This window comes from Pseudomonas sp. Leaf434, from assembly GCF_001425545.1.
Lineage (GTDB): Bacteria > Pseudomonadota > Gammaproteobacteria > Pseudomonadales > Pseudomonadaceae > Aquipseudomonas > Aquipseudomonas siliginis.
The window spans coordinates 1898315-1916533 of sequence record NZ_LMQZ01000001.1; the positions used below are offsets into that span (position 1 = coordinate 1898315).

Sequence of the window (18219 nt, forward strand, 5' to 3'; positions counted from 1 at the left end):
TCGGCATAAGGATATGGGGCGCCGATGGGGCGCTCCAGCTGGACGAGAACTCATTCACGATTCGAGTCGTGCTTTCAGTGCAAGTGACCTTCGCGCTTGGAGCCAGCAAAGGAACGCAGGATTTCGCCGTTCCCGGTGTAGGCCCTGGTAACGGAACGGCGATCGTGATCCCGATCGGCACCTATTCGCAGAACCAGATGCAGTTCGAAACCGAGATGCTCGACGGAGTCGTCCGCGTCTACAACTACACCCGGACGTACGCGGCGAGTACCACGTCTTCCGGAACCATGCGCTTGATAGTAATGAGGTGGAGCTGATGAGCTACGGCGTTCAGTTCACAAACAACAATAACGTCGTCACTTTGGATTCAGAGTATGCACGGCTGATGGTCATTGCTTCAGGGCGATATGCACCAAACCAAGAGTCTGGGCTTGGCTCGGTTACCACGTTTGCACGCCCCGTCACCTCGCAAGAGCCTCCGCTCGTATTCGTGCGACCTGACACTATAAACGGGGTAGCAGGACTTTGCCGGATGAGTCTTCTCGGCTCTGCGGGTAACTGGACTGGCTTTTATGTCAGGGCGTACGACGTCAGCGTTGCCGGCCTGAGTGGGCGTTATTTCGTCGCCGCCTTTGGTGCCCAGCCTGTTGCTCAGTACGGGATGCGCTTGTGGGATGGTGCGAGCAATTTGCTGTTTGACTCCGGCACGCCGAACGCAACGTTTACCCGCGCGTTTCAGAACTGGACGTATGTTCGCTACGACACCACCCCTCAGGGCCTGACGCGGATCTTCTATAGCGTTCCGTTCAACTTCCCTGAGAACGAGTACATGTTGCTCAACACATTCGGCATGCCGATGACTTCCGGAAGCGGTATCCCTCGCGATCTTTATTGCTGGTGGGATTTCCCAAACAACACGCTCTACGCCATCACTATTGCGGCATCGAACCCCTTCGCTTTCTTCCTGCCGGCAGTGTTCGCAAAACAAGCCGCATAACCCATTTATAGGATGCATTCCATGCCCTGGTACAAGACGGGAACGGTTTCTGTCACCCAAAATTCCAATGCGGTGATCGGCACAGGCACTGCCTTCATTGCCAACAGCCGGGTCGGCGACGGGTTTCGCGGGCCTGACGGTCGCTGGTACGAAGTGACCAACATTGCCAGCAATACTGCATTGTCGATCTCGCCGAACTACGAAGGCCCGACAGTGACTGGCGGCTTCTATTCGATCATGCCGGTGCAGGGGTACCAGAAGGATCTATCCGACCGAGTGCGAGCAATCCTCAATGACTACGGCGACAAGCTGGCAGCTTTGGGGACCACTGGTAATTACGACATATTGCCGCTTTTGAAGGGCGGAACTGGAGCGAGCAATTCAGGTGACGCCCTTACCGGGCTTGGCTTCTCGAGCTTTATGAAGACGATGGTTGACGACGTCAACGCTTCAGCTGCCAGGGAGACGCTTGTTGCCGCCAAGAGCGGTCAGAATTCAGATATCACAGAGCTGACTGCGCTCACCACTGCTGTTCCGGTCGCCATGGGAGGCACTGGCGGGAAAACCCAAGCCGCTGCTCGCTCGGGTCTTGGTCTCGGATCGGCCGCTGTCGCTGCGATCGTTGGCGCGGTATCGCAAACCGGGGGAATTCCGACAGGGGCGATAGTTGAATTTGTGTCGAACACCAACGGTGAATGTATTCGTTGGGCAGACGGTACGCAGATTTGTACCTATAGGCTCAATACAGCCTCTTTGACAATGAACTCCTCTTATGCGGCCGGGCTGTTCAACAGCCCCGCATTTGGCGGCGGTACCCTTCCAGTCCCATTTAAATCTGGCACAACCCCGTTCTTTCCTCTTCCCGGCATCAAATGCACGTTCGGACTGGGTTGGCCTGTGCTAAGCGCCAAAGGCACTAGTACGCAATGGCCGTCCTATTTCATGATCAGTGCGGTAGCCGAAGGCGGTACTCAATTTGATGTCCCTCTAATCGCGATCGGCAGGTGGTTCTAATGAAGTTTTATTTGAGTCCGCAGCGCCGTGACGACACCCTTGAAGTTGTGAAGAGGGGAGACATTCTTACCGTCAACGGGGAGGACTTCGACTTCAGTCCAGTCGGCGAGGGCGACACGCTCCCGCGTGAAGCAATCTCCTCCATCTGGTTTGCAGGCAGTGTGGAGCGCATTGATGGCCAGCTGATCCTCACTCTTCTGCTGCCCAATCCTTGGAACTACAGCCAAGAACAAGCATTTCCTGTTCCTTTAGAAAACGTAGCTGACGGCCCGGTCGCGTTTCCTGCGCCGCTGCCCGACGAACCTGCAACTGACGAAGGTAGGCTGCGAGCATGAGCAATATCGACTGGACTCAACTGATCACCAAGGCCATGAAGGACGCCGCCATTCAGGCCGCTGAATTGGCAGCCGCGAAGGCATTGCTCGCCTCACGAAATGCACAGGCGATTGCCCAAATCTCGCGAATTCAAGACCGCATCGATACGATCAATTTCGGCATTGATATCGGCGAAGCCACGGCAGAAGACGAGGCCGAGCAGGCCGCACTGACGCTGAACCTGAAAGCGTGGAAGACCTATAAGTTTGCACTCGGCAAGGTCACTGTGCAGCCGACCTGGTATCAGGCGCCGATATGGCCGATCGAACCGCCCATCCCGGAAATCATTGCTGCGCCGTTACTGAGTGAGGCCGAGTCGATCTGAGCCGCATCAAAAACTGCAACCCGCCATCGAGCGGGTATTTTTTTGCCTGGAGAAAAGTGATGCCAGTAACCGAGAAAGACCGCGACATCCTCGCCCGTACGATTTGGGGTGAGGCGCGAGGCGAAGGGGCGGCCGGCCAAGTCGCCGTGGCCTGGACGATCCGCAACCGCGTGTTCGATGGAAAGGAAAAGTCGTGGTGGGGCGAGGGCTACGCCGGCGTGTGCCAGAAGCCGTACCAGTTCAGTTGCTGGAACAAGACCGACCCGAACTATCAGTTCCTGATCGGAGTGAAGCAGATCCCGTTCCGCGAGCTGGCGCAGTGCCGTATCGCGGCTGACCAGGTGATCGACGGCAAGGTGCCTGATCCTACCGGCGGCGCCACCCACTATTACGCCGCCAGCATCAAGGCACCGGGTTGGACGGCAAAGGCGAAACAGACGCTGAGGCTCGGCGGCCACGTTTTCTTCAGGGATGTGCCGTGATGGTCGTGCCTTGGCGGTTGATCGGCATGCTGTCGCTGATGCTCGCCGGCTTCGGCGGTGCATGGCAGTTTCAGGGATGGCGCTATGAAAGGCAGTTGGCCGAGCAGTCCAGGCTGCACGGCGAGACCCTGAACCAACTTGCCAAGGCCGGCGCCGATGCGCAGAAGGCCGAGCAAGACAAGCGACTTGCGCTCGAACAAAAGCTGGCAGCCAGTGAGCAAACCCATTACAGGAAATTGAGTGATGCCCAACGTGACCAGAATCGCCTGCGCGATCGCCTTGCCACTGCTGATCTGCGGATGTCAGTCCTCATCGACGCGGATTCAGCCGGTAGCAGTGACGTGCCAAAAGCCTCCGGCGCCGGCGGCGTGGATCATGCAGCCGTACGAGCCCGACTTGACGCGGCGCATGCTCAACGAATTATCGCCATCACCGACACCGGTGACCGCGGACTGATCTCGCTGCAGGCGTGCCAGGACTATGTGCGAAACTTGCAACATTGATGGCCCTCCGCCACGCTTGCAGGGCCTTTGGTCTTGAACCATCATTCCTTTTTGATGATGGCGATATGTACGTGGACAAGCGACTCGCAGGGCTTTCGTTTTTGATGACCCTCGTTTGGGTTACGGTCGTCCTGGCGGTGATGTATTGGATGTCGCAGTGAATACAAAGGGTGAATCGTTGTGGAAGGCGTAGTGATGGGCGACAAAATGCAGCGAGAGGCCGATCGCCTGCTGGCGCAGATCGTCCGGACGGATTCGATGATCACGGCGGTAAAGGCGGGAGCACGGGCAGAAGGCTTCGTGCTTGGGCTGGAAACCGCCGGCGCCCTGCGCGCTGGCGATGCTGAAAGGCTCTATATCATTTTCGAATCTGCGCTGGTGGAGCACCTGAAGACACTTTCTCAGCATTAAATCATTCAGCTTTTTCATCAATCGGATTGATCAATCCGCTTTGTTGATTGCGTACATTGCCCACGGCGCGATCGACCTTGAACCATTCGAAAGCCTCTGATGGCTCGCCCTCATGCAGCACCATCTGTTCGGCGCGCTCTTTGGGCGTGGCTGGGTCCAACCATTCCCGCGCGAGCTCTGGCGGAAGAGCGACCGGGCGGCGGTCGTGGATGTCGACCATGCCGCCGGCGCTGTCGGCGGTGATGATTACAAAGCCGTCGTGCTCGCCGGGGCCGTGCTCTTCGTTCGGGTACTGGCCGATCGCGGCGCAGAGGATCGGGGACTGGTCGCGATGCCTGATCAGGTAGGGCTGCTTCTTCGGCCCACCTTCGTCTACCCACTCGAACCAGTTGTTGATCGCGATGATTGCCCGGTGCGGCCAGATCGCGCGAAAGAAAGGGCCATGGGCGACTTTCTCGACGCGTGCATTGATTGGCGCGGCTCGGCCTTTTGCCCAATGCGGTCGCCATCCCCAGCGGACCATATCTGCATGCAGAAACTCGCCTTCCTGATGGAAGAGGGCGAGCTGAGTGGTTGGCGCGGCGTTGTACCGCTCAAAGGGTTGCTCGCCGGTCGAGTTGATGAGCGCGTTCGGCATGCTGAGCGCCGCCACGAAGTCGTGAATGCCGCTGTACTGGGAAAGTCGTCCGCACATTGCCATGCCCTCGGCTGGATCTGATTCAGCGTAGACCCATAAGGGAAGGCTTCGTCACAAACCTTTTTCGGCGCAGCATTCGCAATGACCTGCGAATTCCCCCCGATCTCGAGCTTCTCTGAAAAGGCGCTGGTTTTCATTTAACAGATGGTTCCTGTTGTGCTCGACGTCGGCGAATCGTCGCCTCTCGCTTAGCAAAGCCCCTTCGGCGTGCTGAAGCTTGGCCTTGAGAGAGTTTCTCTCCTGCGTGAGGGCGTCATTGTCTCTGACCAGTCCTTCGATATTCGCCAGCGCGCGAGCGAGCTTTAGGATGAGAGCCTCGAATTCGTTTTCATACATCCTGAGCTGGTGTCGGCAGGTTTCAAGCGGGGTCGGGTTGCCGAGCCAATCGTCGGTGTCTTCTATATAGAGGGGGTCCACGTGAGTGCCTTACTGGATACTGGTTGCATATACAGTAATCGAGAGGCGGAACGTAGGCGAGGCTGCGGCGACGAACTGTCAGTCCGGCGCCATCAAAACAGCCAACGTCATTTTGATGAATTCTTCATTTCGATCGATCGCGGCGAGAGAGCTTCGGACGTTTTCGGCGACATCGGCGGATCCGCGCTGCTCGACCCATAAAGTGAGCTCCATGATGGCGGCTTCAAGGGCGAGCTGGTTTTCGTTGATTTTGAACAGTAGGGAAGGGAGCAGATCAGAGTTTGGCATTGGTTTCCTCCTTGGACGAAACCAGAATAGCAGAGAGAAATTTGATCGGCAGAACGCCGGAGAAGGGTAGAGCACTGTAGGAAAATACAGCGCTAAGTTGTTGATTCTTATAGCGGGTAAGGTCAGTTTTTGACCCTGCCAATTTCGGTGTGTTTCCTTTATGCATCAATGGGTTGCGTGTGTTTCGGGGTCACCTTGACATGGTGGCGTTTTTTGCCATCGCTATCTCAATGATAGCCAAACAATCTTTAATTTTATCTGCACCCTCGACAATACCTGATTAACTTAATTGCGTAGTTAATACATATGGAGCAGCGAAATGGTCTCTAAAGATTTACCCAGCGATGTAAAAGCAGGGGTTGAAGGGAAGGTCCGGGAAGGAAAAACAGGTACTTCGAATGCGGGAGCAGCTAAGGGGATTAAAGATGCTGACAAAGCGGGCGACGATTTCAAGGTTGAACCGTCCCCTACGCCGGCCAAAAAGTGAGTGTGATCTGGCGCTGTCTGACCCGCCGCGCCAGTAATCTATGTGTCATTCGTATTTCTCATTTCTGCGCAAAACCGCCTCTGCAGGCCGCTTGTTTCCGTTTGCATAAGCACAAAAAAACGAATGTTTTGCTACCCTGAAAACAGGGCTTTATCCTTACAAAACAATTGCTTGGGTCGCTACAGTCCCCAGCATGGGGTGCTAGGGACTGAACAGGCACTCAGGGATCGCTCGTAATATGCAGAATCGGCATAATGTGACCTGGCTATTAGGCTTAGTTGAAGCGAATTTTTACAATTCAAACACGTGAATTTTCGGGCCGCAATGATTCTAAGGTATGCGGAAACATTGGGCTGTATGGCAGGCTCTGGAACCTGATTGCGGACCGGAAAATCTATCACAAGGCGCGGCCTGATTGATTTCCTCTTGGGACTTAAAATCCCCCGCTCGTAAGGGCGTGCCGGTTCGATTCCGGCTTCGGGCACCATGAATATCAAGGGCTTGCATGACATACCTCATGCAAGCCCTTTGTTCTTTTTTCCGCAATCAAAAAATCTTTTCCGCAATTCGTGACCGTCAGTCACTTCGTAGGGGTAACCTTCATCCCCTTGCGCATTCGGATGTACTGTTCTGTCATCCCAACGGTTGTATGTCCTAGCTGGTCCCTAGCTTCTCGGATGCTCCCCGTTGACTCCTCCTTATCCGTCGCCGCTTTTGCTCTTAGGTCGCGCATCTGAAATTCTGCTTTTGGAATTCCGGCTGCTTCCCTGGCGTCATCAAACCGCTTTCTGAGCATGCTGGTCGTCATTGGCTGCCCAGAGTCGATAACTACCAGACGTGTTGATCGGATTTTGTGTCCAGCCTTTCGTGTCATGATTCGATCGATTACGACTTTGAGCTCACCAATGATCTCGATCCTTCGTTTTGCCCCGGTCTTGCCTTGCTGAACGGAGAGCTTTCCGTCTTTTATGTCTCGCTCATCCATCTTCAATGTGTCTGCGATCCTCTGACCTGTTAGGTAGAACAGGTCCAAAGCGTCCCTCAATGGCTGATCGGCATGCCGGTAGGCTCTGGCAAGTACGTCGTCTTCAACATATATGTCGCGACCGGTTTCTTTATTGCCTTTCACGCCTGAGCAAGGATTTGCCAAGGATGTATAGCCATTCTCGCGAGCAAAGTTCCAGATGGAGCTGAGTAATGCCTTCTCCCGATTCGCGCGAATAGGTGCTGTCTTGCCACGATGACGAAGGTACTGGCTGACATGTTTCGGTTCGATAGCTTCTAGAGGGGCGGGCGGGTCGTTGAAGAACAGAAGAAGGTTTTTGAGTTCGCGCGCGTTGTCTTTTTGGGTGGCGTGGGCTTTTGTGGGAACCACCTCATTCATATAAAGCTCGGCTACGTAAGCAAAGGTAAGTACGGTTTGTGTCAGGGCTTGAGAGACGCGGCTTTTTTCGAGCTTTGCGTACTCTAAGATGGCCAGGCCGTAATCCGTACCTAGCGGGATTTCCTTGCGTGGTTTCCCGCCAGTGTCGTAAAGGTAATAGGTTGTGTTGCCGCGTTTTCTCTCGCGCAGGCGAGGAATGCTCCCCGGCTTTGTTGGTCTTCGTCCCATTCATCCCACCAGGCGCGGCTGCCACGTTGGAGTTTCTGCCATGTTGGTAGTTGCTCCTGTCAACGCGGACGTAATCACGCAAGGCCAGCCATTGCGCTTGATGGTATGACGAATGCCATTGCGCTTCAGCACCATAATCTGACCGGCTTTAGTTTTAGCTCCGGTCAGTTCGCAGACTTGCTCATGGCTAAGAAATTGAATACTCATGCTGGCTCCTTGCTAGGAAGTGCAGAGCGCTTCGAATGCGCTTGCATTGCGGCCTCGCTGCCCCCGGTTCCTGGGTACAGCAGCGCAGCCATTGCAAGCGCCTGTTCGCGCAGGGAGCGGGCATCACGCCCATGCTTCTTGCCGGTACGAAAGGCGCTGAAGGTCTCGGCGGCGATCCGCAGCAGCTCGCCGATATCGACCAGCGTCTGGTGCTCGGCCGGGCCGAAGAGTGGACCTGCTTCAAATCGTTTGCAGGTGTGTGCCAAGCGCGTGTGATCGGCCCGGATGAACTGCAGGGAGGCCTGGAGCTCGCGGATGGTTTTGGCGCTTGCAGCGCGCTGGATGTCTTCACCCTCGCGCAGGCCTGTTTCCAGGCCATCGCTGCGGCCCATGATGTAACCGCCCCAGAGCAGCAGGGCGGCCAGAACTATCAGGGTGACGAGTGCACCGATTTGTATTGGGGTCATCAAGTGGTGTGCTCCTGGGATTGTCGTTGGCTGGTGGTGACAGCCGTCAGTGGTGTGGGGGCAACAGGGCGTTGGCCGTCCTGCTGTCGCTGCATGTCTTCATCCGCCTTGTAGGCGCGGATATCGATCAGCGAGGCGACATGGCGGATGTGCGCGTACTTCAGCGCCTTGCGGCTGGTGTCCAGTGTGGTTATGGGAAGCTGGATCCGGCCGCTGTTGATCTCCGTCACGAACGATTGCTCGTTGAGGTTGCGAAAGTACTGTTCGCGGACTTTTTCCAGCGGGATCAGGACGTCACCGAAGATTCGATAGAGCAGTTCGACGGTGGCCGATTCGGGCGCCGGATGCAGGCGAAGCGGATTCTGTGCAGTGTTACTCATGGCCTTGTCGAGCCTCCTTGCGTTGTTGTCGTGCCGGGTGGTTCCAGGCGTTCAGGCAGTGGCGTCTGGTCAGCTCGCGCAGATGTTCGGGCACTTCGAGGAGCGCGGCGTTACGCTCCTCGCGTGTGCGCATGGCAACGATCTGGCGGGCGTACTCCCTAGGCCACGTCACGGCGATCTGCCGGGATGGCAGGAAGATCAATGTCCAACTGCTCGGCCAGCCAACGGATACCGGCCTGCTTCACCCGAGTCGACTGGCTGTACTGCATTCCGTGTTTCTCGTCATACCAGGGACTGTCCTTGACCCGCAGGTACGCTTTGTCGCGCTTCGGATCCGCCGGCAGGTTTCCCTTGAGCAAACCTTTTTCCCGCATGAGAGCGATCAGTTTGGGGCGAGTGAGGCCGAGTTGAGCGGCTGCTTGGGCGAGAGTGCGTTCCATAGCGTCCTCCTCATGCTGCGTGCGCAGCTGGAGTGGCCGCTGCAGCAAGGTGGTTGATGGACTCAATCACCTTTGCGTAAATCTCGGCATCGGAGTCGTACAAGGTGAAGCAGCGTGTGTGCGGACTCTTGTTGCCGATGCTCAAGATCGCGGTGACGCCGCGGCGTGTATGGGTGCGATGCAGCGCCACATGCAGGGGAAGTTCAAAACCCATGTCGAGGCTCAGCACGCCGCCGGTGTGCACCAGTTCGAACACGCGCTGCTTGTCCTGGACTTCAAAGCGACCGTATTGACGATCGGCATGCGGGAGAGGCACCAGGTCGCTGGAGTTGCTCGCGTCGAACGGACCGTTGGCAATCTCTTCAATAAAGTCGGCCAGTTTGAGGTGCATCTTCTTGTCGTTTGGCAGGGTTAGCGTGTGGCGTTCGCAGCCCAGTTCGACGACAAAAGTGCTTTCCACTGCGCCGCGCTCAACTTTGAGACGGAATGCCAGGCATTCACGCTTCGGTGCTGTGCGCAGGACGTGGTTGAAGGTCTCGGTCAGGTTGACCTGGGCGTTGAGCAACTGCAGGGTGCGGTTGTCGATTTTGTACTTGGTCATGCCGCGTGCCCTCCACCGTTTGGATCGATAGGAGAGGGCTGGCAGGACTTGGCAACAAGCTTGGGTTTGCTGTTATGAATGACGACCAGACAGCCCGTGGCGAGCTGCAACTGTTCGATCAGTTTGCGATTGCTGACGCATGCCGGATGGACATGCAAGGTTGCGGTGGTATGCATTGGTGTTGCCTCGCTCTGTGGTAAAGAGTGAGGCAAATATCACGCAATGTGCTTGTTTGTGTCAACACATAGTGTGATTAAAATAGCGCGGCACTGTGTAGAAAACGTGATGACTTCAATATTCCGCCTACGAGATGGATTTCCTCCACCTCTTGTTCTGCAATGTGAAGAGTTTCGTGATCGGTATTGACGCTATCCAACCGGTACATTCCGTCTCGGAGATAAATAAACTCTCTGATCATCGCTTTGCCGGAGGACGTTCGAACTATGACCTCGTCACCGCTACTGAAGCGTTTGTTCGGCTCTATAAGAACGAACTCGCCATTTTTTATGCGGGGCATCAGGCTATCGCCCATGACTCTTATGCCATAGGCATCTGGGTCATCGCTATGTATGTTTAGGTAGCCGTCACCTTGCCCTGGTGGCGGTTCTACCGTGTCGAAGAAGCCCTCATTCCCAAGCTGCGCGTTTGATAGCACAGGCACCTTTCCATCCTTGGCCCAGCCTACAAGGCTGCTAACAGGTTGGTCTTTGTCTTTCGATCTTCCGTAGTCCCTCACAAGACGGTCTTCAGACCGAATCCGACCTTGAATGGCGTCTGAGTACGACTCAACGTCGGAACGATTTTTTCCTGCTACCAGGTCTGGAAAAGATACTCCCAGTGCTGTCGCTATCTTTTGCAAGTCGTGGAGATTGGGCTGACGAGCCCCTTTCTCGTAATTGCCTATCCGAGACTGGGATTCCCAACCGCAAGCGAAAGCAAGGGCTTGTTGGCTCATGCCCTTGGCTTTGCGGTATTGCTTAATACGTTCGCCGAGTGTGTTCATGTGCTTTTTTTACCACGCTCTGAAATTATTTATCATCACTTTGCGTGTTGAAATATCTACGATTCGTGATTAAGATGGCTCCGGCTAATTGGAGGGCATCATGAATCTGATCGCTGAACATCGAGAGAAAGCTGGGATCAAGCAAAAGGAACTCGTTGTAGCTCTTGGATGGACTCAGGCACGTATAAGCAATTACGAAGCAGGACGTCGAATCGCAGGGCTTACGGAGTGCAGAGCCATAGTCAGAGCGCTCAATAAGTTAGGAGCGCCGTGCAGTCTTGATGACGTATTTCCTCCGGAAATGGAAGAGTCCCAAGCCGCATAGAAAAAAGGCGACCCAAGGGTCGCCCAGTTTCTCCCAATAGCATCACCACAATGCTATCGGGTCGCGATGTCAGCAGGCGAGCACACCACATGCCGCCGACTTTCATCGCGTTTCCAAGGCTCGGAAGCCTTGGTGTTGCTGCCGTTCTTACCACAGAGCTGGCAGCTGTTGCGCCAGGGGTGAACAACGGATTGTTCGCCCCGGCACGGTGCCGGTGTTGGTCTTACGAACCTAGCCGGCTTTGGGCCTCTCCAGACCACGCGGCAAATGTATCACCAACTTCTGTCGCGCGGCACTGGCAACTTTTAGGATTAATGCCATGAGCCGTATCGCTCTCAGTTCTCTGGAACGGGCGCAGCGGGAAATCCTGCCGCTCGATTTAGCGCTGTACCACGCCGCTCGCGATTACCCGGGCGGCGCTGCTGCCATCGCAGCCACGACCGGTCGTAACCCGACCACGCTGCAACATAAACTGTCGCCGACCCACCCGAGCCACTCCATAAACATTCAGGAATTCGGCGAGATCCTCGAACTGACCAAGGATCGCCGCATTCTCGATGCGGTGCATGCGCTGGTCGGCGACACGATCTGGCAGGAGCTGGCCGACACCTATACCAACGACATGCCCGAGACCTTGACCACCGGCATCGCCGAATACTTCCGCCAGGTCGCCGATCTGGCCGAGACCTGGGCCAAGAGCATCGGCGACGGTGTGGTGACTGATCAGGAACTCGCGGCGATTCGTCTGCAGGTGTTCCGAGGCATTCAAGGGCTACTCGGGTTGTTCAACCGCGCCACCTACGTCAACCAGACGACGCGAGGTGCCGACCGTGGCTGACATCGCCGATTTCGCTAATGATCTGGTGCAGGAACGCATCGATCAGGCCATGGCCGCGCGTAGCGCTGCCAAAGCAGAAAGCGCTGCCCATTCCTTGCTGTTCTGTGAGGCTTGTGACGATCCGATCCCGGAAGCACGCCGCCTGGCTCAACCGGGTTGCTCGCAATGCATCAGCTGCCAGTCCCTCTCTGAGCGGGGTATTCAGCATGCTCGATGAGGTATTGGGCCAATTCGCCGATTACGGTCTGGAGCCAGCGCAACCGCTGGTGTTCGGCAAGCTGACCCGCTGCAAGACATCGCAGGACAAGGGCAAGGAAAAGAACGGCTGGTACGTGGTCCACGAGCAGCGCACGGAGAAGGGCGACACCCTGATCTTCGGCGCTTTCGGTGACTGGCGCTCGGGTGAGACGCAGAAGATCAAGGTCAAGGCCGGGCGCATGTCGCTGGAAGAGCGCGAAGTGATGCGCGCTCGCCAGGAAGAAGCCAAGCGCCGCGCCGCCGAAATCGCGAGAAACGCTGCGCGGCGGGCCGCGAAAAGGGCGCAGGGTTTGTTCGAGCGCATGCCGACCACCGGCCGCAGCGAATACCTGGACCGCAAGCAGATCGTTGGCATCAAGGTGCGTTACGCGCCGCGCACCGGTGCGGTACTGGTGCCGATGAACAATGCCCGTGATCAGATCATGGGCCTTCAGGTGATCTTCCCAAAAAAGCAGGAAGACACCGGCCGCGACAAATCCTACTGGCCTTACGGGATGGCGAAGGAGGGCACTTTCCACCTGCTCGGTCCGCACCCAGTACCGGGCGAACCGGTGCTGGTCTGTGAGGGTTACGCCACCGGCGCCAGCCTGCACATGGCGACGTCGCTCGCTGTGGCGGTGGCCTTCGATGCGGGCAACCTGCTGGCCGTGTGCAAGGTCATGCGCGAGCGCTTTGCGGGCTGCCCGCTGATCATCTGCCGCGATGATGACTGGAAGACCATCAAGCCCAACGGCGATGCATGGAACCCGGGCGAGGAGAAGGCCAGCAACGCCGCGCTGATCGTCGGTGCCCAGGTCGTTGCGCCGATCTTCTCGGTCGAGCGTCACGACAAGTGGACCGACTTCAACGACCTGCACGTCGCCGAAGGTTTGGACGCGGTTCGCCGACAAGTGCTCGCCGTGGTCCGCCCACCCGCTGCCGGTGGCTGGAAAGATCAGCTGGCCCGCAGCGAGAGCGGCGCCCTGATCGCGCACATGCAGAACGTCGAATTGATCCTCGCTCACGACGAACGCTGGGCCGGGGTGATCAGCTACTGCGCCTTCAGCTCGAAGATCGTCAAGTTGCGTGCCGCGCCTTATGGCGGTGGCACCGGCGAGTGGGCCGACATTGACGACGTGCGTGTGATGAAGTGGCTTGCACAGCAGTACAACCTGCGCGTGAAGTCATCGCACGTAATTGAGGCAGTGAGTGTAGTTGCTCACGACCACGCGTTTCACCCGGTGCGTGAGTACCTGAAAACGCTGGAATGGGATCGCGTGCCGCGCCTGGAGCGTTGGCTGACGGATGTCATGGGGGTGAAGACAACTGACTACACGTCCAAGGTCGGCAAGCGCTGGATGATCTCGGCCGTGGCGCGGGTGATGAAGCCGGGCTGCAAGGCGGACTCGGTAATGATCCTCGAAGGCGTACAAGGCGCCGGTAAGTCGACCGCCATGAGTGTGCTCGGCGGCGAGTGGTTCATGGACACGCCGTTTGCACTCGGCGACAAGGACGGCTTTCAGGCGATTCGTGGCAAGTGGATCGTCGAGCTGGGCGAACTGGACAGCTTCAACAAGGCTGAAAGCACCAAGGCCAAGCAGTTCTTCTCAGCGTCGACCGACACCTACCGCGAAAGCTATGGCCGCAGAACCCTGGACGTGCCACGCCAGTGTGTTTTCGTCGGTACCACCAACCAGGACGAGTACCTCAAGGACGCCACCGGCAACCGACGTTATTGGCCGGTGGCCTGTACCAAGGTCGACGTGGCGTTGCTGCGCGAGATCCGCGATCAGCTGTGGGCTGAAGCGATGTTCTGCTTTGAGGCCGGCGACCTCTGGTGGGTGACGCGAGAGGAAGCGCCAATGTTCAGCGAGGAGCAGGACGAACGCTTTGTGGTGGACGAATGGGAAACGCCCATCCTGACCTGGCTTGAAGAGTCGCAGATCGGCGAGACCACCACCGGCAGTGAAGTGATGAGTCAGGCGCTCAAGCTCGATCCGGGTCACTGGGGTAAACCGGAGCAGATGCGTGTGGGAGCAATCCTCCATCGACTGGGCTGGCGACGGTTCCGTCTGGGCGCTTTGAGCAAGAGCGGTCAGCGGCCATGGGCGTACAAGAAACCGGAGGGTTGGGGCAGGGCGCCTGCGCTGGAACAACCTGAGTTCGAGGAGCCGTGCTTCGATGATTAAGGCAATCGATATGGCCCTCAAGCAATGGGCGCAGGAACTGCACAGCGACGAGGTGGCCGCTGGTTATTCGGGCGGCAACATGGTCGCCATGATGATGGAGAGCGGTGGTCAGCTCGTGCGCGGCAGGCGCGGGAGCAGGGTGCCGCTGGAAGCCTCTCTGGACATCGAGCGCATCGTCAAGAAACGCCTCGATCCTGAGCTGATGACAGTGGTGCAGGTGCATTACTTCCAGCCTCATGCGCCTTTGACTGCGCGTCTGGCTCAGAGTGGCTGCACACGCAACCTTTACTACCAGCGCCTGCATGACGCTCACATCGTGGTCGAGCACTTCCTCCTGGGGGAGGCGGCTTGATCGTGGGCATTCCTATGGCTCACGCCGTCCCACCGGCCTGCATCCGTCCCACCGCTTTTTGCGGTGGTGGGACGGGCGCAGGCCGCGTCATTGCTGGGCTGTCCCACCGTCCCACCTTTTTCATGCATCCCGCCCGTGTATGCGTAGCGGGCATCAATGCGCGTGTTCACGCGCACGCGTGTTTTTAAATATTCTCTCTATACACGAGAAAGGAGAGTTAAAAGTAGGACGGTGGGGCAAGGCCCCAATCTGCGGGGCTTTCAGACGTCCCACCTAGTTTTAGAGAGGTGGGACGCATGGGACGCCAGAAAGCAAAAGACAGCCGGGTTGAGATATTCACCGACATTCGCCAGCCGTTCACCGGACGTAAGCCACACATTCACCGGATGGCATTAAAACGGTCTTGCTGCCACCAGAATCGACCTGTAAAAAGGGGCCATCTTCGATGGGTGCGACCGCAAAGCGCGGCAGGCAACCCACCACCTGACCCGGCCAATGCGCCGGGTCTTTTTGTTTAAGGGGTAGGGCAATGACGAACGAGCAACAGGCACTGGCAGAGATGCCGATCTGGTTGGTGATTGCCCTGTCATTGGTTGGTGGTGTGTCTGGCGAGATGTGGCGCGCCGACAAGGACGGGGCGCGAGGCTGGGCCTTACTGCGCCGCCTCGCACTTCGATCCGGTGCCTGCATCGTCTGCGGCGTGTCAGCGATGATGTTGCTGTTCGGTGCAGGCCTGTCGATCTGGACAGCGGGCGCCCTGGGTTGCCTGACCGCAATGGCCGGCGCGGATGTCGCCATCGGCTTGTACGAACGCTGGGTCGCCAAGCGGCTGGACCTGAGTGAGGCCGAGCCGAAGGCATGAACCGGGCAGGCCGGATGGGGCGCCGATTTTTACGGGTCCTCCCCAAGGGCCGCCCCCTACACGGGTTATCGAACTCGCGGATTCTCTCTAGCTGAAACCATTGCAGGGATGTCCGTCTTTCCAAGTGGAAGACGGGTCTCAGCACTGATAACGATCACGGATGTGCTGGTTGTAGTAAGCGCCTTTGGACACCGCGGCCATCAAGCCATTGTGGATGGCCGATGGAACTCCGCAGAAATCGTAAGAGTGACCCTGTTCAAAGCGGATCCTCATTCGTCTCGTTGCTGGGTCATAGCCAACGGCGGTCATCGCACTGGAACGCACGGCAATCATTTCCATAACAGCTCTCCCTCTGACGGATCGTCCACTGATGCTAGTCGAGCGAGGTGGATCTGCAGCCCAGGCCACCGAAAAGTCGCCGGGGACCCCGAGGACTTTCGAAGGACACGGGGTCGGAAACCCGCGGGATCTTGTTAGTGGGAGGCTCGCTAGGTTACTGAAATTTCAATCACTGAAATCTTGAAAGGATTCATTGAAAAGCCACTGAAAAGGAGGGCTTATGAGCACAGCTGAATACCTGTCAAAGAGCGCCTTCGCTGCGCATATCGGCCGATCACCGAGCTACATCACCTGGCTGAAAGAGAACGGCCGACTGGTCCTGTCGCCCAATGGCAAGCAGGTGGACGTGCTTGCCACTGAAGCGTTGATCCGCGAGACTGCCGACCCGAGCAAGGCTGCCGTCGCTGCTCGCCACCAACAGGAACGGCTTCAGCGTGATGTGTACAGTCACGTCGCAGCCCAATCCGAGCCGACTAATATGGCTGCGCCGCCGCCCGCTGATCCCGCCCACGGGCAGACTTCGGATTTTCAGAAAGCGCGGGCGCATCGCGAGCATTACCTTGCGCGGATGGCGGAAATGGAGTTTCGCAAGGCCCAGGGCGAGCTGGTCGAGATCAGCTTCGTTCAGAAAGCCGCGTATGAAACGGCATGTTCGCTCAATCAATCATTGATGAGCCTGTCGCCTCAATTGGCCCCGCAGCTCGCTGCGCTGTCGGATACGTGGGAGGTAGAGAGGCAGCTGACCGCTGCGCTTCGCCAACGACTCCACGAAGCGGCTCAAGTGTCGAGTGACGACTTTGGATTCGCTTTGAGCGAGTGACTGAATCACGCCGAGCCTTGCCGGCAGATTGAGCCGGTAGAGAGCGCTGCGCATTGGCGTACCAGGCCGAGGTGCCTGGATGCACGACTTTATCCCTGTAAGCGGGGGGCGGCAGCAGGTCGCGGAGTTATACGCCTTTTATGCGAATAGACACATCTGACGTTCGAGCAGCTTAGACGAATCGAGCACATGGATATCTGATCGAGAGTTGACGCATTTCTGCACCGGAAAGCGTGCTTTAATTTTTTCGAGATGCGGAACCGCCTTTTCGGCTCAGTTAGTTTGACCTGATCATTTTCACCCTTGAGGAACTTCAGCGAATTGCTGACGGTGGGGCAGAAGGATTAGCGCACCTCAGTGATGGTAACGAGCAGTTCATTGCAGTGGATGAGTATGAGTAGGTGCATCTGGCCAGCGTGTAATCCATTGATCAATCGGACCAGCTGCCAACTGCGCATGCAGGTCTCATAGCCGGGGCATTCATTTTTCGATGAAAAGTGTCTGCCCCTATTTACTACCCTGGACTCAATGTGAATCGAGGGTAATCCCTCCCTGCAGGTGCTAGGGAGTAATGCAGGAGCCCGCAGAGAGGGCCCTTTGGAGGACGCGATCCAATGTTAGAGACTTTCAGGGGCGCCGTGGCTAACCGCTACCGAAAGCGTAAATCTGAGGGCTCTACGGGGCATGCGAGAAGCGAATGCAAGAGGGCGTTCTGTCTCTCCACCGATCCTCGTCAAAAACGATGAGATGCCTCAAGCAGACCTAGGATTTCGTGGTGTTTACTGACATTCCCGGCCAGATTTGAAAGCGTAGAAGCTGTGACCACTGTAGCGAGCGGCTTTCTCCTGACGAGGGCTAGGCGGAGCGTTTTCCGCTCCGTTGAACTGTATGAGGACGCGGTTGCTTCCAACGTCCGTCACAGGTGTCACGAGGTTGACAGTTCCTTGTACGGCAGAGACGCACATTTTAAGTTTGTCAACTTCAGACGGAACCAGCTTCTTCTCGAGCTCAGCTTTTGATAACAGGACGTTACCATTCATCACTCGATTCCACTGTGGACCAGCGTATGCGAGCGAACCCATTTTGATCGCAGAGAGTATTTTCCCGTCGCCGAAGGATGAGTTGTAGCACTTCTTATTCTGCACGGCGTACGTCGCGTAAAAGGCCATATTTACAACGCATTCAGCGATGCAGCGTTTCTCATCATCGCTGGCGGCTGAGCCTGATGACGACTCGGCGAAAAGCATGCCAACGAGCAACTGCTCGTCCGGGGCGCGAGGTAGTTCGAAATCGATCGGTTTGGTCGCTAAAACTTCGTTTAAGCCCAGATCCTTGAATTCAGCAAAGACCTGGTCTTGCTGCGTTAGGTCCAGGAGCCGTAAGAGCCGCTCTAGGCACTCGCTTACTTCGCTGGAGTGCGGGCCAATTTGGAGTATCTGCCTGCAGAGCAAAATTTGCGAAAGGATCCGTTGTTGATATTTCAACTGGGTGGCCAGCATTGTTAAACCCTCTCTAAGGTGCGTGAGTTTGAAGCTGTAAAGACCATCGTTG

28 protein-coding genes and 1 tRNA gene are annotated in these 18219 nt (G+C 56.9%); 17 read left to right on the forward strand and 12 right to left on the reverse strand.

All coding sequences use genetic code 11. The features are described from left to right. The first annotated feature begins 5 nt into the window (after nt 1-5). The 8 genes from ASG55_RS08500 to ASG55_RS08535 all read left to right on the forward strand — a co-directional run bounded on the left by ASG55_RS08500 (nt 6) and on the right by ASG55_RS08535 (nt 4107). Complete coding sequence (locus ASG55_RS08500; protein WP_056786843.1) at nt 6-317, forward strand: hypothetical protein; 312 nt, start codon at nt 6-8, stop codon at nt 315-317. Next, nucleotides 317-997, forward strand: a complete 681-nt coding sequence (locus ASG55_RS08505) for a hypothetical protein (protein WP_056785447.1) — start codon at nt 317-319, stop codon at nt 995-997. The genes ASG55_RS08500 and ASG55_RS08505 overlap by 1 nt, the downstream gene beginning before the upstream one ends. 21 nt (nt 998-1018) lie before the next feature. Beyond that, entirely contained in the window at nt 1019-2011 is a 993-nt protein-coding gene (locus ASG55_RS27165) for a hypothetical protein (protein ID WP_056785449.1), read from the forward strand. Then, nucleotides 2011-2346 (forward strand): hypothetical protein, encoded by a 336-nt coding sequence (locus tag ASG55_RS26910; RefSeq protein WP_056785451.1) that lies wholly within the window; start codon nt 2011-2013, stop codon nt 2344-2346. Before ASG55_RS27165 ends, ASG55_RS26910 begins: the two co-directional genes overlap by 1 nt. Continuing rightward, complete coding sequence (locus tag ASG55_RS26915; protein ID WP_056785455.1) at nt 2343-2711, forward strand: hypothetical protein; 369 nt, start codon at nt 2343-2345, stop codon at nt 2709-2711. Before ASG55_RS26910 ends, ASG55_RS26915 begins: the two co-directional genes overlap by 4 nt. Before the next feature lie 59 nt (nt 2712-2770). Further along, nucleotides 2771-3193, forward strand: a complete 423-nt coding sequence (locus ASG55_RS08525) for a cell wall hydrolase (protein ID WP_056785458.1) — start codon at nt 2771-2773, stop codon at nt 3191-3193. Beyond that, nucleotides 3193-3696 carry a lysis system i-spanin subunit Rz gene (locus ASG55_RS08530; protein ID WP_056785461.1) on the forward strand — a complete coding sequence of 168 codons (504 nt, stop codon included), beginning with the start codon at nt 3193-3195 and terminating at the stop codon, nt 3694-3696. Before ASG55_RS08525 ends, ASG55_RS08530 begins: the two co-directional genes overlap by 1 nt. 195 nt (nt 3697-3891) lie before the next feature. Next, nucleotides 3892-4107 (forward strand): hypothetical protein, encoded by a 216-nt coding sequence (locus tag ASG55_RS08535; RefSeq protein ID WP_221264806.1) that lies wholly within the window; start codon nt 3892-3894, stop codon nt 4105-4107. 1 nt (nt 4108) lies between these two features. On the opposite strand, the gene ASG55_RS08540 is transcribed toward ASG55_RS08535, so the two are convergent. From ASG55_RS08540 to ASG55_RS08550, 3 genes are all read right to left on the reverse strand, one after another. Then, a complete protein-coding gene (locus tag ASG55_RS08540; protein ID WP_056785464.1) occupies nt 4109-4801 on the reverse strand; it encodes an SOS response-associated peptidase family protein in 693 nt (230 codons plus the stop codon). A gap of 54 nt (nt 4802-4855) precedes the next feature. Continuing rightward, nucleotides 4856-5221 carry a hypothetical protein gene (locus tag ASG55_RS08545; protein WP_056785467.1) on the reverse strand — a complete coding sequence of 122 codons (366 nt, stop codon included), beginning with the start codon at nt 5219-5221 and terminating at the stop codon, nt 4856-4858. A gap of 78 nt (nt 5222-5299) precedes the next feature. Beyond that, entirely contained in the window at nt 5300-5509 is a 210-nt protein-coding gene (locus tag ASG55_RS08550) for a hypothetical protein (protein ID WP_041481023.1), read from the reverse strand. 319 nt (nt 5510-5828) lie between these two features. Here ASG55_RS08550 and ASG55_RS26790 point away from each other — a divergent pair, with 319 nt between their 5' ends. After that, nucleotides 5829-5996, forward strand: coding sequence for a hypothetical protein (locus tag ASG55_RS26790; protein ID WP_156388174.1), 168 nt, complete (start codon nt 5829-5831; stop codon nt 5994-5996). 409 nt (nt 5997-6405) lie between these two features. Further along, a tRNA-OTHER gene (locus ASG55_RS26795) sits at nt 6406-6483 on the forward strand. 93 nt (nt 6484-6576) lie between these two features. Here ASG55_RS26795 and ASG55_RS08555 read toward each other — a convergent pair. From ASG55_RS08555 to ASG55_RS08585, 7 genes are all read right to left on the reverse strand, one after another. After that, nucleotides 6577-7608, reverse strand: coding sequence for a site-specific integrase (locus tag ASG55_RS08555; RefSeq protein ID WP_056785472.1), 1032 nt, complete (start codon nt 7606-7608; stop codon nt 6577-6579). Further along, nucleotides 7609-7815, reverse strand: a complete 207-nt coding sequence (locus tag ASG55_RS08560; protein ID WP_056785475.1) for a DUF4224 domain-containing protein — start codon at nt 7813-7815, stop codon at nt 7609-7611. Next, the gene (locus ASG55_RS08565) at nt 7812-8282 is read right to left on the reverse strand and encodes a hypothetical protein (RefSeq protein WP_236708162.1); all 471 of its coding nucleotides are present in this window, start codon (nt 8280-8282) and stop codon (nt 7812-7814) included. Before ASG55_RS08565 ends, ASG55_RS08560 begins: the two co-directional genes overlap by 4 nt. Beyond that, nucleotides 8282-8662: a pyocin activator PrtN family protein gene (locus tag ASG55_RS08570; RefSeq protein ID WP_056785479.1), complete on the reverse strand. Its 381-nt coding sequence runs from the start codon at nt 8660-8662 to the stop codon at nt 8282-8284. Before ASG55_RS08570 ends, ASG55_RS08565 begins: the two co-directional genes overlap by 1 nt. A 158-nt stretch (nt 8663-8820) precedes the next feature. Beyond that, the gene (locus ASG55_RS08575; RefSeq protein ID WP_056785483.1) at nt 8821-9102 is read right to left on the reverse strand and encodes a phage antirepressor KilAC domain-containing protein; all 282 of its coding nucleotides are present in this window, start codon (nt 9100-9102) and stop codon (nt 8821-8823) included. A 10-nt stretch (nt 9103-9112) separates the two neighbouring features. Then, nucleotides 9113-9703 (reverse strand): hypothetical protein, encoded by a 591-nt coding sequence (locus ASG55_RS08580; protein WP_056785486.1) that lies wholly within the window; start codon nt 9701-9703, stop codon nt 9113-9115. A gap of 253 nt (nt 9704-9956) precedes the next feature. After that, nucleotides 9957-10706, reverse strand: a complete 750-nt coding sequence (locus tag ASG55_RS08585; RefSeq protein WP_056785489.1) for an XRE family transcriptional regulator — start codon at nt 10704-10706, stop codon at nt 9957-9959. A gap of 100 nt (nt 10707-10806) precedes the next feature. Here ASG55_RS08585 and ASG55_RS26230 point away from each other — a divergent pair, with 100 nt between their 5' ends. The 6 genes from ASG55_RS26230 (at nt 10807) to ASG55_RS08610 (ending at nt 15509) form a co-directional block, all read left to right on the forward strand. Beyond that, nucleotides 10807-11031 carry a helix-turn-helix transcriptional regulator gene (locus ASG55_RS26230; protein WP_045123078.1) on the forward strand — a complete coding sequence of 75 codons (225 nt, stop codon included), beginning with the start codon at nt 10807-10809 and terminating at the stop codon, nt 11029-11031. A 319-nt stretch (nt 11032-11350) separates the two neighbouring features. Further along, nucleotides 11351-11869, forward strand: coding sequence for a phage regulatory CII family protein (locus tag ASG55_RS08590; protein ID WP_009049401.1), 519 nt, complete (start codon nt 11351-11353; stop codon nt 11867-11869). After that, the gene (locus ASG55_RS08595; RefSeq protein ID WP_008080171.1) at nt 11862-12086 is read left to right on the forward strand and encodes a TraR/DksA family transcriptional regulator; all 225 of its coding nucleotides are present in this window, start codon (nt 11862-11864) and stop codon (nt 12084-12086) included. Before ASG55_RS08590 ends, ASG55_RS08595 begins: the two co-directional genes overlap by 8 nt. Next, nucleotides 12076-14295, forward strand: coding sequence for a VapE domain-containing protein (locus tag ASG55_RS08600; RefSeq protein WP_056785492.1), 2220 nt, complete (start codon nt 12076-12078; stop codon nt 14293-14295). Before ASG55_RS08595 ends, ASG55_RS08600 begins: the two co-directional genes overlap by 11 nt. Further along, nucleotides 14288-14647, forward strand: coding sequence for a PA0613 family protein (locus ASG55_RS08605; RefSeq protein ID WP_056785494.1), 360 nt, complete (start codon nt 14288-14290; stop codon nt 14645-14647). Before ASG55_RS08600 ends, ASG55_RS08605 begins: the two co-directional genes overlap by 8 nt. Nucleotides 14648-15176: 529 nt before the next feature. Beyond that, nucleotides 15177-15509 (forward strand): phage holin family protein, encoded by a 333-nt coding sequence (locus tag ASG55_RS08610; RefSeq protein WP_008080174.1) that lies wholly within the window; start codon nt 15177-15179, stop codon nt 15507-15509. Nucleotides 15510-15647: 138 nt separating this feature from the next. On the opposite strand, the gene ASG55_RS08615 is transcribed toward ASG55_RS08610, so the two are convergent. Continuing rightward, on the reverse strand, nt 15648-15848 hold the full coding sequence (locus ASG55_RS08615) for a KTSC domain-containing protein (protein ID WP_056785498.1): 201 nt from the start codon (nt 15846-15848) through the stop codon (nt 15648-15650). Nucleotides 15849-16068: 220 nt separating this feature from the next. Here ASG55_RS08615 and ASG55_RS08620 point away from each other — a divergent pair, with 220 nt between their 5' ends. Then, the gene (locus ASG55_RS08620) at nt 16069-16668 is read left to right on the forward strand and encodes a hypothetical protein (protein WP_056785500.1); all 600 of its coding nucleotides are present in this window, start codon (nt 16069-16071) and stop codon (nt 16666-16668) included. A 779-nt stretch (nt 16669-17447) separates the two neighbouring features. Here ASG55_RS08620 and ASG55_RS08625 read toward each other — a convergent pair. After that, on the reverse strand, nt 17448-18167 hold the full coding sequence (locus ASG55_RS08625) for a hypothetical protein (RefSeq protein ID WP_056785503.1): 720 nt from the start codon (nt 18165-18167) through the stop codon (nt 17448-17450). Nucleotides 18168-18219: the final 52 nt, after the last annotated feature.

Excerpts from the sequence above, each read along its gene's own strand:
- ASG55_RS08505 (WP_056785447.1), top strand. The coding sequence starts at position 317 with ATGAGCTACGGCGTTCAGTTCACAAACAACAATAACGTCGTCACTTTG.
- ASG55_RS27165 (WP_056785449.1), top strand. The coding sequence starts at position 1,019 with ATGCCCTGGTACAAGACGGGAACGGTTTCTGTCACCCAAAATTCCAAT.
- ASG55_RS26910 (WP_056785451.1), top strand. The coding sequence starts at position 2,011 with ATGAAGTTTTATTTGAGTCCGCAGCGCCGTGACGACACCCTTGAAGTT.
- ASG55_RS26915 (WP_056785455.1), top strand. The coding sequence starts at position 2,343 with ATGAGCAATATCGACTGGACTCAACTGATCACCAAGGCCATGAAGGAC.
- ASG55_RS08525 (WP_056785458.1), top strand. The coding sequence starts at position 2,771 with ATGCCAGTAACCGAGAAAGACCGCGACATCCTCGCCCGTACGATTTGG.
- ASG55_RS08530 (WP_056785461.1), top strand. The coding sequence starts at position 3,193 with ATGGTCGTGCCTTGGCGGTTGATCGGCATGCTGTCGCTGATGCTCGCC.
- ASG55_RS08535 (WP_221264806.1), top strand. The coding sequence starts at position 3,892 with ATGGGCGACAAAATGCAGCGAGAGGCCGATCGCCTGCTGGCGCAGATC.
- ASG55_RS08540 (WP_056785464.1), bottom strand. The coding sequence starts at position 4,801 with ATGTGCGGACGACTTTCCCAGTACAGCGGCATTCACGACTTCGTGGCG.
- ASG55_RS08550 (WP_041481023.1), bottom strand. The coding sequence starts at position 5,509 with ATGCCAAACTCTGATCTGCTCCCTTCCCTACTGTTCAAAATCAACGAA.
- ASG55_RS26790 (WP_156388174.1), top strand. The coding sequence starts at position 5,829 with ATGGTCTCTAAAGATTTACCCAGCGATGTAAAAGCAGGGGTTGAAGGG.
- ASG55_RS08555 (WP_056785472.1), bottom strand. The coding sequence starts at position 7,608 with ATGGGACGAAGACCAACAAAGCCGGGGAGCATTCCTCGCCTGCGCGAG.
- ASG55_RS08560 (WP_056785475.1), bottom strand. The coding sequence starts at position 7,815 with ATGAGTATTCAATTTCTTAGCCATGAGCAAGTCTGCGAACTGACCGGA.
- ASG55_RS08565 (WP_236708162.1), bottom strand. The coding sequence starts at position 8,282 with ATGACCCCAATACAAATCGGTGCACTCGTCACCCTGATAGTTCTGGCC.
- ASG55_RS08570 (WP_056785479.1), bottom strand. The coding sequence starts at position 8,662 with ATGAGTAACACTGCACAGAATCCGCTTCGCCTGCATCCGGCGCCCGAA.
- ASG55_RS08575 (WP_056785483.1), bottom strand. The coding sequence starts at position 9,102 with ATGGAACGCACTCTCGCCCAAGCAGCCGCTCAACTCGGCCTCACTCGC.
- ASG55_RS08580 (WP_056785486.1), bottom strand. The coding sequence starts at position 9,703 with ATGACCAAGTACAAAATCGACAACCGCACCCTGCAGTTGCTCAACGCC.
- ASG55_RS08585 (WP_056785489.1), bottom strand. The coding sequence starts at position 10,706 with ATGAACACACTCGGCGAACGTATTAAGCAATACCGCAAAGCCAAGGGC.
- ASG55_RS26230 (WP_045123078.1), top strand. The coding sequence starts at position 10,807 with ATGAATCTGATCGCTGAACATCGAGAGAAAGCTGGGATCAAGCAAAAG.
- ASG55_RS08590 (WP_009049401.1), top strand. The coding sequence starts at position 11,351 with ATGAGCCGTATCGCTCTCAGTTCTCTGGAACGGGCGCAGCGGGAAATC.
- ASG55_RS08600 (WP_056785492.1), top strand. The coding sequence starts at position 12,076 with ATGCTCGATGAGGTATTGGGCCAATTCGCCGATTACGGTCTGGAGCCA.
- ASG55_RS08605 (WP_056785494.1), top strand. The coding sequence starts at position 14,288 with ATGATTAAGGCAATCGATATGGCCCTCAAGCAATGGGCGCAGGAACTG.
- ASG55_RS08610 (WP_008080174.1), top strand. The coding sequence starts at position 15,177 with ATGACGAACGAGCAACAGGCACTGGCAGAGATGCCGATCTGGTTGGTG.
- ASG55_RS08615 (WP_056785498.1), bottom strand. The coding sequence starts at position 15,848 with ATGGAAATGATTGCCGTGCGTTCCAGTGCGATGACCGCCGTTGGCTAT.
- ASG55_RS08620 (WP_056785500.1), top strand. The coding sequence starts at position 16,069 with ATGAGCACAGCTGAATACCTGTCAAAGAGCGCCTTCGCTGCGCATATC.
- ASG55_RS08625 (WP_056785503.1), bottom strand. The coding sequence starts at position 18,167 with ATGCTGGCCACCCAGTTGAAATATCAACAACGGATCCTTTCGCAAATT.